Below are 15,339 nucleotides of genomic sequence, written 5' to 3' on the forward strand. Positions count from 1 at the left end.
GGGGGGTAAAGTAGCTCCCATCACCCTTAAGCTGATTGAACTCGCCATTTAATTCGTGGGACTAGAGGGTTTAACCTGATTTCGCATTGTTTCAAAGCTGAAAGCAGCCGCGCCAAAGGTTACAAATAACACTCCCAGAATTTGCACAATATCCAAATTTTCTTGAATGATTAACCCAGCGAAAATCACGGTTAAAACTGGGATGCTACCACCAATGAGCGCCGATCGCGAGGCACCTAGTTTACTAATACCAACATTATTGAGCAAATAACCTGCAAGGGTCAGCACACCCAAAATAAATGCGCTTAAAACCAATTCCAGCATTTTAGAGGGGTCAACTACTACCAAGTTCCAACTGCTTGGCAAAGGTAGCATCAAACAGATAAAGCTCAACAACAGCATCGTAGTGAAGTTAATTAAAGTAAAAGTCACGGGATGCAGTTTGCTAGCACAGACTCGCGTCAGAATTATATAGGCAGCAAAAGCCACACCCGAAAGAATGGCGGTGCTGCTTCCCATTGAAGTATTACCGATACCGATGCTGGGAGAACCCCCTAAAACCAATAATTCACCGCAGCAAATTGCGGCGATCGCTACGATGCGGAATAGAGTGGGGCGATCGCGAAACAGAAACCACGAAAATAGACCGCTAACCATTGGATAGATAAAGAACAGTGCGATCGCCATTCCGGTTGGGACTTGAGCGATCGCAATGTAGATTAGTACCTGCGATAAAAACAAAAAGCACCCACTCACAATTGACAACACCAAAATCTGCTTGGTAGCTGCATTGGCAGGTGTGGAATTTCCTCGGACTGAAGCAGACAAGGTTTCCAAGTCTTGCCATAGTCTTGGATGCAATATCGGAGACAAAAGTACCATTAATGGTACGACTACCATAAACCGTAGCGTCAAAATTAACAGAGTATTGCCCAAAGTCGGCGGTAGCAATTGCTCTACCTCTAATACTCCAAAAATCTGGGAACCTTCGTGGAAAATCACCTTGATGGCTACGTTGTAAAGCGACGATACCACTGCTGATAAGACGATCAAAAACAAACCGATTCTAAGTGTCGATAAGCCAGAGGAATTAGGCGATCGCGATTGTGGAGGTTTTGCTTCCACCTGCGGTTCTGGCGCAGTAGTGGATGAGGGTTCAGCTTTGCTTTGCGATACGTTCTTGCGGCGGACAGAAAGTGGTTCAGTAGGAATCTTTAGAAAAGGTCGGATTGTTCTCGGCTGTAGTACAGATGGGATCGTAGGCTCTGATTTCGTTTCGTTTTCTGGCGATTCCTGATTTAGGACAGAAATTGGTTCGGTGGCATTGTCCTTTGGTGGCGGAACAACAGCCGTAGTAGGTTCTGATGGCGTTTCCCTTGACGACAAATCCTGGCTTGGATTCGCGACGTTTTCTTTAATAATCGGCGGCTCTACTGATGTTGTTTCTTTTGGCGATAAATCCTTTATGGGAGAAGAAATTGGATTCGCGGTGTTTTCTTTAACAATCGGTGGCTGTAATATTGTTTCTTTTGGCGACAAATCCTTGCTGGGAGAATAAATCGGATTCGCAGTGTTTTCTTTAACAATCGGTGGCTGTAATATTGTTTCTTTTGGCGACAAATCCTTGCTGGGAGAAGAAATCGGATTCGCGACATTTTCTTTAACAATCGGCGGCTCTAATGTCGTTTCCCTTGGTGAAAATTGATTGGAGATCGGGGAAATTGGCTCAAGGGAATTTCTTACTATTTCCTCAAACTCTGGCAGGGATGTTTCAACAGAGCTATTTTTTTGTGGCTCCGTAAACTGCAAAACAGTAGGTATACCTGCTGTTGCTGATTTGCGTGAAGTTTCTTCTATAGTTTTTTCTAGTTCTCCATGCAGGCGGTTAACAAACTCCGCCAAAATCGTTTCCCCTTGCTGCTGCTGGCTATACATCCGTGACAGCTGTTGGGAAAGATTACTTTGATAGTTCTTCAGTTCCTGTTGTAAGGAATTAAAGGTAACAGTAACGGTGTCATCGAGACTGTCAAACATATGTTCGACTTTTTCATTAATTTCACCGACTACATTGCTGCTCACTTCAGCAGACTTCAACGCCGCTTGTTCGTAAGATTTGCCCTCCATACTTTGATTAGCTAAAGTTGCCAGAGAGGATTGCAGTTGTGAAGATATATGCTTGGCCAGAACTTCTGCCAGTTGCCGAATTAATACTTGCTGCTCGGTGATTTGGCGCACTTGTTGTAAATGCTCTTTTTCCTCTACCAAGCTTTGAATCTCATCAGATAACCGATTTTTTTCTGACTGAAGCCGCTTTACGTCTTCCTGCAAGCCTCTGAGGACATTCTGCTGAAGATTTTCTAAGTCTTCAACTACAGCCCAAAGAGCATTTTCTGCTGCTCTAGATAGCTCCCCTCTGACTCTTGGGTTTTCTGGTTGCTTCTCGAATCGCCCCATTAGCTTCTAACCTCTAACACTTTGACGATAAAGCTGCTTCCCGTACACTTTATTGGCGGTCATCCTAATTTCCTGTATTTTGTCAGATATCAGATAAATTAAAAATTTTAACAGCACTTCCGCATTTCAACGTAATTCTGTCATACTAGACACAAGTTAGCAAAGCATCTAAGTTTGCCACACAGCTTACTACAGCGTGTCCTCTTCAGCATTGATAAGTATTTAACCATTAGATTTGGAATTTTGGTGAGGTAGCACCCATCTTGACGATTCCCATCGTTAGGGACACCAGAGCGTCTGGGAGATTGCCTAACCCGAAGGGATTGTGGATCGATCGCCATGCTTGGAAGTCCATTAAATAGAGACTTTTTTATTTTTGGTCAGTTTAATTTTCATAAATTATTTGCCAATGAAATTTTACTTTTAAAGAAATCTCACTCCAAATAAATATTTATTGTTTTGCTGCCAATAATAATTGTCAAAGATTCACAGATGCGTGTGCGTAGGCGACTCGTCGCTAGATATCCCCACCAAATTGTCTGACTTGCGAAACTAACTGTAAATTTGTGTGGAATGTAACTGGTGTGACAGTTTATATCTCTAAATGGAGATTAAAGTATCCTTCTATGGAAATTCTAAGTTACGCTATCCCCTGCACAACATTCTAATGAATGAGCAGCAATTCTGCAAAAGTACGCTTTTTTTGGCGTTGTTGCAGTCTGGGTTTTGCTTTGAGTAAATTCCAATAGAGGAAAAGTTTGGAAAATATTAATAATTCTTAGAAGAATAAAATCTGGGCGATGCTGAAGATGGCAGCGCTAAGGGCAGCACTGACTGGGATTGTAATTAGCCATGCGGCGGCAATGCCTTTTAGTGTTTGAAACTTAATCGACTTAATATTTTGCACTAGTCCAATACCAACTACACCGCCGACGAGAGCGTGGGAAGTGGAGACTGGTAAACCTAGCCGGGAAGCGATGAGGATGGTGGTAGCAGTAGCAAGTTCGGCACAAAATCCACTACTGGGTTGCAAGGCAATGATGTTTTCGCCAATGGTAGCAATGACTTTTTTTCCCCAAACAGCTAAACCACCAACAATACCAGCACCACCAAGGATTAAAATCCAAAGGGGGATAGTTATACCATTAGTAGGTACGCTACCAGTGCGATTGATGTAAACGATCGCAGCTAAAGGAGCTATTGCATTTCCCACATCATTAGAACCGTGAGCAAAGGCGACAAAGCAAGCACTTAGGAGTTGGAATCGGGCGAATAATCTTTCTACAGGATTAGGGAGTACTTCTCCCTTGTCTCTCTTATCTCCCAATTGTCGCCAACTCATGATTGTGAGTCCAACTGCTGCTACTGCACCTGTTAATAGGGGGATGTCATGAGAAGGGATTGTAAAACCAACTTGCTCAATTACAAAATTGGTTAGCGGTTCTGTGAGCGATGGTAATACAATCACGCCGAATACACCTAGCAGCGCAGTACTCAACCAGGGAATCCACTCTTGTAACTGGACTACTTGATTAGGTTGATCCAAAATCCAGTGCTTGATTTGACTGTAAAATAAGGCAGCGATCGCACCACTAATTAACGGCGTTAAAACCCAGCCAATGCTAATTAAGCCAATTGATGCCCAATCAATTGCACCTACTCCCAAAGCTACCCAACTAAATCCTGCGATGGCACCAACAACCGCATGAGAAGAAGATACAGGTAAACCGCGTGATGTGGCAATTTGCAACCACACACCACACGATATTAGTACCGTTACCATCCCAGTAACTAATATTTGGGGTGTAGCTGCGAATAAGGCGGGATTAGCAATTTTCGTTGCTAGAGTTTCCGTTACCTCATGTCCAAACAACACAGCCCCCGTAAACTCTAATACTCCAGCAATAATTATCGCTTGCTTGAGAGTGACAGCTTTGGAACCTACAGAGGTTCCCATCGCATTAGCGACATCGTTTGCTCCGAGATTCCAGGCGACGTAGAAAGCTAGTAGAGCTACGAAAAGTAGGGTAATAAGCATTTTGTTGGGGACAAGGGGAAAGTGAGAGAGATGAGGATGAAACTTGAGCTTTTAAGGGTGAACTTTGAAGCTTTGAGCTTCATCGTTAAACCTTTTAGCTCCATCGTTGAACCTTTTAGCTCCGTCGTTGAACCTTTTAGCTTCACCGTTGAATCTCAGACAGAACTTTAAACTTCTAGTTTTAACACTCCCCCATCTCCCTCATCTTCCTTTTACGGATAAATTAAGATTTTATAAGTATCTGGTGTGGGTGCGATCGCTTGCTCCACAGCTGCTGATAAATTTTTCAATGGATAGCGATCGCTAATCAACGCTTGTACATCAATCCGTTGATTAAATACAATATCAGCTGATAAATTCTGAAGCCGATAAGATGAGCTATAACTGCCTATCAAGTCGATTTCCCGACGGTAGAGAATATTGGGGTTGATAGGAATTTCCAACTCATCAGGAAATTCGGCAAAAAATAAGATTTTACCGCCTTTGCGGGTACTATCAAGTGCTTGAAAAAAGGCTTTATCACTAGGAACAGCCAGCAAAGTAACATCAACACCTAGTCCACCAGTGAGGGCAGAGATTTTGGCGACTAAATCAGGATCGCGCGCATCAAAAGCCGCTTCTGCACCGACACTCAAGGCTTTATCAATTCTAGAGGGTAGTAAATCAGTAGCGATCGCTTTTGCTCCAAAATACTTCACCAACATAATGAACATTAACCCAATTGGCCCAGCACCAGTAACTAATACAGTTTGTCCTGGAGCAATTTGGGCTTTTTTCACAGCCTTCAAGCAGCAGTTAGTCGGTTCTACAAAACTGGCTTCTTCAAAACTGATATTATCCGGGATGGGAATCAACCCACCATTTTCGACAATATGTCCGGGAACTTTGACATAATCGGCAAAACCGCCACCACTGGCGTTAAAGCCTGCGGTTGTGGAGATGTTTTTGTAGACATCGCACATGGAGAAATTATCATTTAGGCAGTAAGCGCAACGCATACAAGGGATGTGGTGCATCACTGCTACCCGTTGTCCAACTTGCCAACCTTTGACATTATTGCCTAATGCTGCGATCGTGCCGGCGGTTTCATGTCCAAAAATGCGCGGCGGTTCATAAAGTGGATAACGAATTTTTTTAATATCTGACTGACACAATCCCACAACCCGCACCTGTACCAGTACTTCATCTGGTTCCACGGTTGGAACTGGGATATCTTCGTAAGAGAGTTGATTGACGCCTCTAAATACCTGTGCTTTCACGTTGGTTTTTCCCCGCTCAACGATACTAGATGTAACATTAGCAGTCAACGTTAAGCTATCGATTTGTGATTTCTCTGTCTAGCTTGTTCTAATTCGTAAAATAAATTATCTTGTCTGATGCCAAGCTATCTGGGGAGAATATGTCAAAACTCCAGTGAGGTTAAGTGATGGTTAATCAGACATACACAGCTGATGTTTTAGTTGTCGGTGGGGGAACTGGAGGGACTGCGGCTGCTATCCAAGCGGCGCGACGGGGAGCCAAAACCATTTTGGTGAGTGAATTTCCTTGGTTGGGGGGAATGCTCACTTCGGCTGGAGTGTCTGTACCAGATGGCAACGAATTAGAAGCCTTTCAAACGGGGTTATGGGGTGCGTTTTTGCAGGAATTGCGACAAAGACAGCCCGGAGGATTAGATAACAGTTGGGTAAGTTTTTTTAGTTACGATCCCCAGATTGGGGCAGAGATTTTTGCAGATTGGGTGCAGGAATTGCCCAATCTGCACTGGATTTCTGGACAAGTGCCAATAGATGTCTTCCGCCAAGGTGATTCGATTACTGGTGTGCGCTTTGCTGATTTTGCTGTCACAGCCAAAATTATTCTCGATGGCACAGAATTAGGAGATTTATTGGCTTTAGCTGACATACCTTACAGTTGGGGCTGGGAATTGCGATCTGAGTGGGGAGAACCTAGCGCCCCAGAGACTTTTAACTCTTTAACCCAGAAATATCCTGTGCAAGCGCCCACTTACGTAGTGATTATGCAGGACTTTGGTGAAGCCGTTGCCCCAGAGATTCCGGCTGCGCCTAACTATAATCCATCGCAGTTTACAGGTGCTTGGGATGGCTATGGAGCAGAGGCATTTTTAAATTATGGACGTTTGCCTGGTGGCCTGTTTATGATGAATTGGCCAATCTGTGGCAATGACTACGGCGAAGGGGTAGGGCGATTGATAGAGTCAGATGTATCCAGAGGTGAATTCATCCAAGAATCTCGCTGGCACAGCCAAAATTTTGCCCATTTTATCCAAAATCAGCTTGGTCGTCGCTATGGTTTAGCAGAAAAAGTATTTCCTCACACCTCTACAGCTTTTGCATTACATCCCTATTACCGAGAAAGCCGCCGCTTAGTGGGGCTAACTACTATACGAGAACAGGATATTTTGCCGATCGCTGGAGGGAGAGTTGCATCTATATTTAATGATGCAATCGCAGTTGGTAACTACGCCAATGACCATCATTATCCTGGCGTTCAATTCCCACTGCAACCAAAATCTATCCGTTGGGGGGGACGCTGGACTGGGACGCCCTTTACAATTCCCTACAGTTGTCTTATTCCGGCCACCACAGATGGTTTTTTGGTATGTGAAAAGAATATTTCTGTCTCCCACATTGCCAATGGCGCTACCAGATTACAACCTGTGGTTATGGGTATTGGTCAAGCAGCAGGGATGGCGGCGGCGATATGTGTTGAATTAAACTGCCAGCCAAGGGATTTACCTATTAGAAAGCTGCAAACGGCTTTATTAGAAGATAATCGCTCAAAAGCGCTAATTATTCCTTTGTTTAATCTTCCCTCCAATCGTTCGGATTGGCGGCACTGGCAACTGTATTACTTAGATAACCCACAAGCTTATCCAGTTAATGGCGATTGCCCTGACTCTGCTTTTGACAAAGCATTAATTCAGGAAAGTAACTGTTTTACAGGGATTTTTTATCGCTTGGAACAGCAGGAATACAGATTCACTGTCACAGCGCCAGCCACATATCAAGGGCAAAGCTGGCAGCTTGTGACTTTGCGATCGCATATCGACGAGCAATTACGCGCTTATCCCCACGAACAATTAGTTACATTGTGGGGTCGTTACAATCACTCTGGCAATTGGTTATTAGTCGAACATCTAAACGGAGGATAAGAAGAGTTTATTTTCAGTAAAACAGAATACTTTTTGATGAATTGTCCGGATATTAATCAAAAAGCTAAGTATCAGTGAAGTGGAGAGTTCCCAAATAGACATTTGCTATGCGTGCTGCCATTTCACTTTTAGTATCGAGTCTGGTGTTCGGCCCCTTAGCTTTTAACTGCCAAGCAATGGTCAATCACTTATCAACAGGGCTGCCTTCCACGCCTACTTTGGAACAGCGGCTCTTGGCGGCATCTGAACAAGCTTCAGATGATGCGCCACGTCATCGCGGTAGTGGGCGCAGAGAAGTGACACAAAAAGTCCGAAATATCTATGCTGTGGTTTAACTACTGTAGGGTAATACCTCTTTTCCCAAAGGAACAGAATTACCAGAAAACAGGATGTTGTGCTAACGTCTCTTACACAGCTTTTCTGGCAGAGATATATACAGTTGACACACGAAAATCTTCAGCGATCGCTTAGTATTTCAACTGCAAACTTTGTATATATAATAGTTGGTCTCAATCCTGCCGATCAAAAAGCAAATCAAATTAAGGGCTTTGGTCGATAGCATTACCAACTCCTCAAAAGCTCTACAACTGTTGCTCATATTCGCTAGAAAGCTTTGTATTTCAATCCTTAATGGCTCTAGAAATAGATATTACTTAGGCTATCAGTTAATCTAAAGTACATCTAATTCAGACATTTTGTTTGTTGAGAAAATAGTCTTAAGGCAACTTCACTTTATTCCCCAATAAATTTTCTTCTCATACATTCAGTAGCTGATTATCTACATAAGCAAGTAACTGATCTTCGCTCTGACATCTGTTTAGCGTCCTTTGCCGAAGCATAAAATCCCTTTCGTTTCATTTCTTGCTTATCTAGCGTATGGATTCACATAAGTAGTATAGGTTTATTGCACTTGCTAAAAATCTACTATTTTTGAACTACTTTTGACCCTTGGTTCGTTCTCTTCGTAGATGGCTCCCAACAAAATAGGTGTTAAGAAGGATCTGCCAGATCATCTTAGTCTTTTTAATTATTTTACACCCAAGGCCAGATGCAAAGTTTTGCATTTGGCCTTTTTAGATGAATTTTATTTAAAGAAAAGGTAGTAGGGAGCAGCACTTCTCTACAAGACGCTGCGCGTAGCTTGCTTCCCCGGAAGGGTACGGCTACGCTCGGTGACTAAGTAGAAGTTTCAGTAAGTTTTTTCCCTCTGCCCCTCGGTCACTGAGCAACTTGCCCTGAGCGTAGTCGTAAAGCCTGCGGCATAGCTACGCTTCGGGCGCAGCCTCTCGTAGAGAAGGGAGCCGAAGTGCTGCACCTCTGCCTCTTGTATCCAATGCCCTTTTACACCGTTGTTTTCTTGCGGTTATTGTCTCTTCCCTGGATGCCGTTGAGGAACATTGGCACAAACTTCTCAATAAATGTCTGTGGATCTCGCTGCCAAGCCTTTTGTGCAGCCTGAATCCTAGTAAATTGCAATTCAGGTGCTAGCAAAGTCTGGGGTAAGCGTTCCATGAGGTATTGGGGACGTTGCCAAAGCGGCATGGTATTTGCCACTTCCACCAAGTTGGCAACTCGCCGTAGTTCTGCACCCAAGGTGATGTCCATTCCTGATTCAAATGCGGCTTGTTCGATTGCGGTATATTTTCGCTTGGCTTGCTCTACTTTTTGCTGATGTTCTGGACTCTTACGCGCAATCTCTCCTAGCCAACGATTACCCCAACGGACATGTCCTGCTTCTTCTGGGAGAATTTTTTCAATCGTTTCCCGAATTTTGATGTTTTCTGCCGTTTGCGCTGCTTGCTTGAGTGCATAAATGTGGGCAGAAAAATATTCACATCCCCGTTTTTCGGTGACGTTAATTGCGGCAAGGGAAGAAATCACAAAATCTTCGAGGTTTTGGACTGGATTTTGTTGTTCGTGATCGAGCAGGCGTTCAAATTCATTGATATAGGAGGAACCGGGTGGCTTACCAATATCTGCTCCCAGTTCTGCCAACAAGTCAGTTAACCACATTGCATGACGAGCTTCATCTGAGATGTGGTGAGACAAATCCCGCACTAGTTCCCGTGGCTGTCCATTTAGTTGCTCAATTAAATCAGTCAGGTCTTTGCAACTGCGTTGTTCACTGTAACGGTAGCGGTTGAGAGTAATCAGATGGATTTCGCGATCGCATACCACCCGTTTTAATACATCTCTGGCACTCAAAACATTCTGAAATTTACGCGGGTAGGTAACTGTCATAAATTATGTAAATTTTTGTAAATCTTTATTTGATAGTAACTTAGTTTTTGCGAGTGCTGTATTTGTGCCGCTTCACCGAAAGAAAGAGTAAAAGTTACAAGAATTAATCACTTAAGTTCAATTCAAGTGTAAATAAAAGTAACGAATAAATGTTCAGTCTTGGGTAAAGTGTGTTTTTAAGGTCAGACCAATCTGAAGTTAGATGATTTTAGTTATCAAAAGTGGTTTGGAGAGATTTTCCCCCAAAGCCGGAAAACTGTAGGCAAAACAAAATATAAATTTTTGTAAAAAGTAGCTTATGTTACAGAATTTTTGTTATATTAGTCTTGTAAGGAAAGGAAAATTATATATTCACGAAATAGAGAGGACTATGGTTATGTCTATTGCAGATAAATCTCGTGCATTAATGGTACGCGAACATCAACAAGTCAAGAATCGCCAACAATCAATGCTGATGCGTGCGGCACAAGAACTTGGTCTTCCTGAAGAAGTATCTCACTACTGGAACCCGATTCAAGGGAAAGTAGATGCTAGCAGTCGGATGATTTATGGTCCCAGCCACGCTTCCATGAGCTAAGCTTCAGGAATTCTAAGCTGGATTTTTTGAGTGAATGTCTGAACTGATAAATCTGAAAAAAAAGCCACCCTTTACTTTAGGGTGGCAAAACTTATTACTTTTTAGTTAAGATACGACTCTTCATTAAGCATCGTAGTAGAGGTAAAACTCGTAGGGATGAGGACGTAGCTGTAACTGCTTGGCTTCGTTAAGCTTGTAGTCAATCCAATTTTCGATAAAGTCTTCCGTGAATACGCCTGATTCTGTCAAGAAACCGTGATCGTTTTCTAGTGCTTGCAATGCTAGTTCTAAAGAACTTGGAGTTGAGGGAACCTTTGCAAGCTCCTCTGGAGAAAGTTCATAGATATTCTTATCTAAGGGTTCACCAGGATGGATTTTGTTCTTGATGCCATCGATACCAGCACAAAGCATTGCAGCAAATGCTAAGTAGGGGTTAGATGTAGCATCTGGACAACGGAATTCTAAACGCTTGGCTTTGGGGTTCTTACCAGATAGAGGAATACGGATAGAAGCAGAACGGTTTCCTTCGGAGTAAGCCAAGTTAACAGGAGCTTCATAACCAGGTACTAAGCGCTTGTATGAGTTGGTACTAGGGTTGGTAATTGCCAACAGCGCTGGTGCGTGTTTGAGAAGACCACCAATGTAGTACAACGCCATATCGCTCAAACCAGCATACTTATCACCTGCAAACAGAGGTTGGCCGTCTTTCCAGATGGACTGGTGACAGTGCATTCCCGAACCGTTGTCGCCAAAAATTGGTTTTGGCATGAAGGTGACGGTTTTGCCGTATTTCTTGGCAACGTTCTTGATGACATATTTGTAAATCATCAACCAGTCAGCCGCTTCGATCAACTTCCCAAAGCGGAAACCTAGTTCGCACTGACCACCAGTGGCTACTTCGTGGTGATGCTTTTCAATGGGCACACCTAATTCTGCCATTGTCAACAGCATTTCTGTACGGATATCTTGGAAAGAATCCGTTGGTGAGACTGGGAAGTAACCTTCTTTGAAGCGTGGTTTGTAACCCAAGTTGGGTTTTGCATCTGTACCAGCTTTACCGGAATTCCAAGCACCTTCTTCGGAGTCTAAGAAGTAATAACCTTCGTTAGCAGTTTGAGCAAACCTAGCACTATCAAAGATAAAGAACTCAGCTTCAGGGCCAAAGAAGGCTGTATCACCAAGACCACTGGAAACCAGGTAATCTATTGCTTTTTGGGCAATAACGCGTGGGCAACGGTTGTAAGGTTCACCCGTGCGGGGGTCTTTAATACTACAAATTATACTTAGTGTTGGGACTTCCATAAATGGGTCGATCCAAGCAGTGTTGGGGTCGAGTACCATCGTCATGTCCGATTCGTTGATCGCTTTCCAACCCCGAATGCTGGAACCGTCAAAAGGTACGCCATCAGTGAACGCAGTTTCATCGATTTGGTTTTGGTACAGTGTGAGGTGCTGCCAAGTGCCTACTGTATCGATGAATTTGAGATCAATCAGCTGAATTTTTTCATCTTGAATTTTCTTCAAGAGTTCTTGTGGTGTTGTCATTGTTACTCCTTCTCTACCAATTTCCTAAAGTCAACCAGAATCTTACATTGCATCCTAACCCTGCTGATCTCAATCAGGCCGTGACACACCAGAAATATCTTAAATACTAGACATTAGCTGATTTTGTAGCTTGTACTACAGATATCTGGATTATCAGGTTATATTAACCTTTCAGCGTTCATCTGTACAAAACTGGAAAGTTCATCATATAGGGGTCAACTTTGACATAAAATCCTTATGTAGTGGATAGATTGTTTTTGTGCCGAATCTATTTTTAATAGCACAAAAATTTACTGGTGCATAAGTGCAGCCAAATAAATATCAAACCATAAATAGCAATGATTGGGAGAAGAAGGAATGCGCGATGCGGTAACAAGTTTAATTAAGAATTATGACTTAGCTGGTCGGTATTTTGACCGGAATGCGATCGATAGCCTAAAGTCTTACTTTGATAGTGGTACAGCAAGAGTACAAGCAGCGGCGGCAATCAATTCTAATGCGGCTGCACTTGTCAAGCAAGCTGGTTTAAAGTTATATGAAGAACTACCAGAATTGATTCGTCCTGGTGGAAATTCTTATACGACTCGTCGTTATGCGGCTTGTTTGCGGGATTTAGACTACTACTTGCGTTACGCCACCTATGCGTTGGTTGCTGGGAACACAAATGTGTTGGATGAACGAGTGCTGCAAGGGCTGCGGGAAACTTACAATTCTCTAGGAGTGCCTATTGGGCCTACTGTTCGTGGTATCCAGATTCTCAAGGATCTAATTAAGGAGCAAGTAGCAGCAGCAGGTGTGGTTAATACTGCTTTTGTAGATGAACCATTTGATCACATCACACGCGAGTTGAGCGAGATAGATATTTAGCATCTAGTTCTGGGACTAGGAATCGCAGAACTATACAAACAAAGTTCGTGTAAGTGGACTTAATCATGTATCGCACTTTGACTTGATTGGCAAGGTGCGTTTACTTTTATTAATGCAAAAAACTATTTCTTGTGTGACAAATTAATTAGTACTACAACGAGAATAAGTACTGGAAAAATTTTATACCTGCTCTTCTGATGTTTATTACTCATATAAATAATTTTTGCCAATAGTTCTATGAGTATTAATGATCTAGAATTTCTGCACGGTGCGGCTTTTCTTCGACTCCTCAAAGGAACATCTTATATCTCTATCAGTTATTTATCTTATATTTATTCATCTTTTTATACTATAAAAAGCTCAAATCAAGAATCAGCTATTCTATTTAAAATATCAAACTACAACCTGTTTGGATAGGAGGAAATCTTAAACCAACTCGTTCTAATGTTTTAGATCCTTCAGTAATTGATGTATTAGTGCCAGGTTCATTAGTTTTTCCTCAAAGCCCAGCCTATAAAAAAGATGAAATCGAGAATAATTTCCAAGAAATTAATAACCTTTTAATAAATTACCAAGGCAATAATCAATATTATGAAGTTGATATAGAATTTATCATTAAAATACTCAATTATACAAAAAGTCATTATGTCCTATCGGAAAAATGGGAAGATAAACGTATTATCAAAGGATTAACAGATATAAAATCAAAGGGTATGACAAAGGGTCGTTTAAATGTTCGTAGAGGTGAAAGAAATAATAATCAGGGATTAGACATGACGAGAAAAGATCCTTTTGAGTGGATGTTTGGCTTCGGATCAGGTAGATGGTCATTAGAAGCTAAAGAAAAATATCCTGATGTCCCAACATTAATTATTTGCTATCAAAAAGGTGAAAAAAGCAAGAAATGGGATGTCATCCTATATATCTACTATATCTACCTATGTTAGTTTTACCTAAACAAAAATTTGTTTTAATGTTTAATTATAATGAGGATGAATAGGTGATATTTTGAATTAGCGATCGCTCCTAGATGAAATGCATTAGCCTATCTTATCTAGACTAGAACCGCTATAAGCCACAATAGAAGTTGCCGATGTTTGAGGCGCTGATTATGGAAGAATTATTAACTCTGAAAGACTTGCTTGTTAAGGGCGATGTTCAAGGAGCATTAATTATAGTTGAAGAATTAGAGGAAATGAGCCGAAATGACATAATAAAGACGATTCGTAGCTATGCAGTGATTTTGCTGTTGCATTTGATTAAACAACAAGCTGAAAATCGCACTACTCGCTCTTGGGAAGTATCAATTCGGAATTCGGTTCGGGAAATTCAGCGGGAAAACAAGCGGCGCAAAGCTGGAGGCTATTATCTTGCGCCAGAAGAATTACTAGAAACCTTAGCAGAAGCCTATTTAAATGCCATTGATGAGGCTTCCTTAGAAGTAGAAGAAGGTCGTTATGAAGCCCAAGAATTAGAAAAGCTGGTTAACCGAGAACAAATTATCAATCGTGCTTTGGCTTTAATCTTACCAGGAGAGTCTAGTTAATTGGCTAAACAGCGACTCGATACACTATTAGTAGAGCTAAATTTATGTTCTTCTCGCGCCTTAGCACAGCGGTTAATTCAGGCGGGGGAAGTTACTGTTAATCAGCAGTTAGTTGATAAACCTGGTACTGAAGTTGATATTGCAGCTCAAATAAATATTAAAGAGCGATCGCCTTTTGTTTCTAGAGGCGGTGAAAAACTCTCTAAAGCTTTATCAGTATTTGCCATTCCTGTAGTAGAGCGCATTTGTTTAGATGGTGGGATTTCTACTGGTGGTTTTACTGATTGTCTCTTGCAAGCTGGAGCAAAACAAGTTTACGGTATTGATGTCGGTTACGGACAAGTTGACTGGCGGTTGCGAAACGATCCGCGGGTGATTTTGCGGGAACGCACCAATTTACGGCAACTACGACCGGATGAGTTATATGGTGAAAATGACCCGATTCCTGATTTGGCGGTGGTTGATGTCTCGTTTATTTCTTTAACGAAAATTCTACCTGCTTTGTGGCAACTAACTCAAGCTAACCGAGAAGCTGTATTGTTAGTCAAGCCACAATTTGAAGTCGGCAGATCCCGTGTGGGTAAAAAAGGTGTTGTGCGCGATCCAAACGACCAAGCTGATGCCATTTTCCAGGTGTTGCAAACAGCCCACGAATTAGGGTGGAAATACAAAGGCTTAACTTGGTCGCCGATCACTGGCCCGGCTGGGAATATCGAATATCTGCTGTGGTTGGGAATGGAAAGTGAAATACCATCACTTGATTTAGAGGCAATTAAGCTAATAACGCAATTAGCAACAACTGATTTACGGAAAAGTTAAACAAGAATGCAGAATTCAGAATCAATTAGTAGGGTGCTTAAACCCACATATTCATTTGCACTTGGACTCTAATTCATACT

At 42.2% G+C, this 15,339-nt stretch carries 13 protein-coding genes; 8 read left to right on the forward strand and 5 right to left on the reverse strand.

Annotation, left to right across the window (positions count from 1 at the left end; genetic code table 11):
- Positions 1-48 precede the first annotated feature (48 nt).
- Both RMX69_RS02295 and RMX69_RS02300 read right to left on the reverse strand, forming a co-directional pair.
- On the reverse strand, positions 49-2,454 hold the full coding sequence (locus RMX69_RS02295) for an EamA family transporter (protein ID WP_322636395.1): 2,406 nt from the start codon (positions 2,452-2,454) through the stop codon (positions 49-51).
- A gap of 778 nt (positions 2,455-3,232) precedes the next feature.
- Positions 3,233-4,492, reverse strand: a complete 1,260-nt coding sequence (locus RMX69_RS02300; RefSeq protein ID WP_322636396.1) for an inorganic phosphate transporter — start codon at positions 4,490-4,492, stop codon at positions 3,233-3,235.
- A 36-nt stretch (positions 4,493-4,528) separates the two neighbouring features.
- Here RMX69_RS02300 and RMX69_RS02305 point away from each other — a divergent pair, with 36 nt between their 5' ends.
- Positions 4,529-4,663 carry a hypothetical protein gene (locus RMX69_RS02305; RefSeq protein ID WP_322636398.1) on the forward strand — a complete coding sequence of 45 codons (135 nt, stop codon included), beginning with the start codon at positions 4,529-4,531 and terminating at the stop codon, positions 4,661-4,663.
- Positions 4,664-4,704: 41 nt separating this feature from the next.
- Here RMX69_RS02305 and RMX69_RS02310 read toward each other — a convergent pair whose 3' ends face one another.
- Positions 4,705-5,751: a zinc-dependent dehydrogenase gene (locus tag RMX69_RS02310; protein WP_322636544.1), complete on the reverse strand. Its 1,047-nt coding sequence runs from the start codon at positions 5,749-5,751 to the stop codon at positions 4,705-4,707.
- A gap of 167 nt (positions 5,752-5,918) precedes the next feature.
- Between RMX69_RS02310 and RMX69_RS02315 the strand changes: the two genes are divergently transcribed.
- Entirely contained in the window at positions 5,919-7,664 is a 1,746-nt protein-coding gene (locus tag RMX69_RS02315) for an FAD-dependent oxidoreductase (RefSeq protein ID WP_322636399.1), read from the forward strand.
- A 107-nt stretch (positions 7,665-7,771) separates the two neighbouring features.
- Positions 7,772-7,999, forward strand: a complete 228-nt coding sequence (patX, locus tag RMX69_RS02320) for a heterocyst-inhibiting protein PatX (RefSeq protein WP_322636400.1) — start codon at positions 7,772-7,774, stop codon at positions 7,997-7,999.
- A 1,006-nt stretch (positions 8,000-9,005) separates the two neighbouring features.
- Here the strand turns inward: patX and RMX69_RS02325 are convergent.
- Positions 9,006-9,905: a ferritin-like domain-containing protein gene (locus RMX69_RS02325; RefSeq protein ID WP_289795131.1), complete on the reverse strand. Its 900-nt coding sequence runs from the start codon at positions 9,903-9,905 to the stop codon at positions 9,006-9,008.
- Positions 9,906-10,281: 376 nt separating this feature from the next.
- On the opposite strand from RMX69_RS02325, the gene RMX69_RS02330 reads away from it, so the two are divergent.
- A complete protein-coding gene (locus tag RMX69_RS02330) occupies positions 10,282-10,482 on the forward strand; it encodes a hypothetical protein (RefSeq protein WP_012411649.1) in 201 nt (66 codons plus the stop codon).
- 123 nt (positions 10,483-10,605) lie between these two features.
- Here RMX69_RS02330 and glnA read toward each other — a convergent pair whose 3' ends face one another.
- A complete protein-coding gene (gene glnA / locus RMX69_RS02335) occupies positions 10,606-12,027 on the reverse strand; it encodes a type I glutamate--ammonia ligase (protein ID WP_289795132.1) in 1,422 nt (473 codons plus the stop codon).
- Between the two features lie 357 nt (positions 12,028-12,384).
- Here glnA and apcB point away from each other — a divergent pair, with 357 nt between their 5' ends.
- The 4 genes from apcB to RMX69_RS02355 all read left to right on the forward strand — a co-directional run bounded on the left by apcB (position 12,385) and on the right by RMX69_RS02355 (position 15,259).
- Complete coding sequence (gene apcB, locus RMX69_RS02340) at positions 12,385-12,894, forward strand: allophycocyanin subunit beta (protein ID WP_289795133.1); 510 nt, start codon at positions 12,385-12,387, stop codon at positions 12,892-12,894.
- 476 nt (positions 12,895-13,370) lie between these two features.
- Complete coding sequence (locus RMX69_RS02345; RefSeq protein ID WP_289795134.1) at positions 13,371-13,841, forward strand: hypothetical protein; 471 nt, start codon at positions 13,371-13,373, stop codon at positions 13,839-13,841.
- A 164-nt stretch (positions 13,842-14,005) separates the two neighbouring features.
- Entirely contained in the window at positions 14,006-14,440 is a 435-nt protein-coding gene (locus RMX69_RS02350) for a DUF29 family protein (RefSeq protein WP_289795135.1), read from the forward strand.
- Positions 14,441-15,259, forward strand: coding sequence for a TlyA family RNA methyltransferase (locus RMX69_RS02355; protein ID WP_322636402.1), 819 nt, complete (start codon positions 14,441-14,443; stop codon positions 15,257-15,259).
- Positions 15,260-15,339 lie beyond the last annotated feature (80 nt).

Source organism: Nostoc sp. EspVER01 (assembly GCF_034530635.1).
GTDB lineage: Bacteria > Cyanobacteriota > Cyanobacteriia > Cyanobacteriales > Nostocaceae > Nostoc.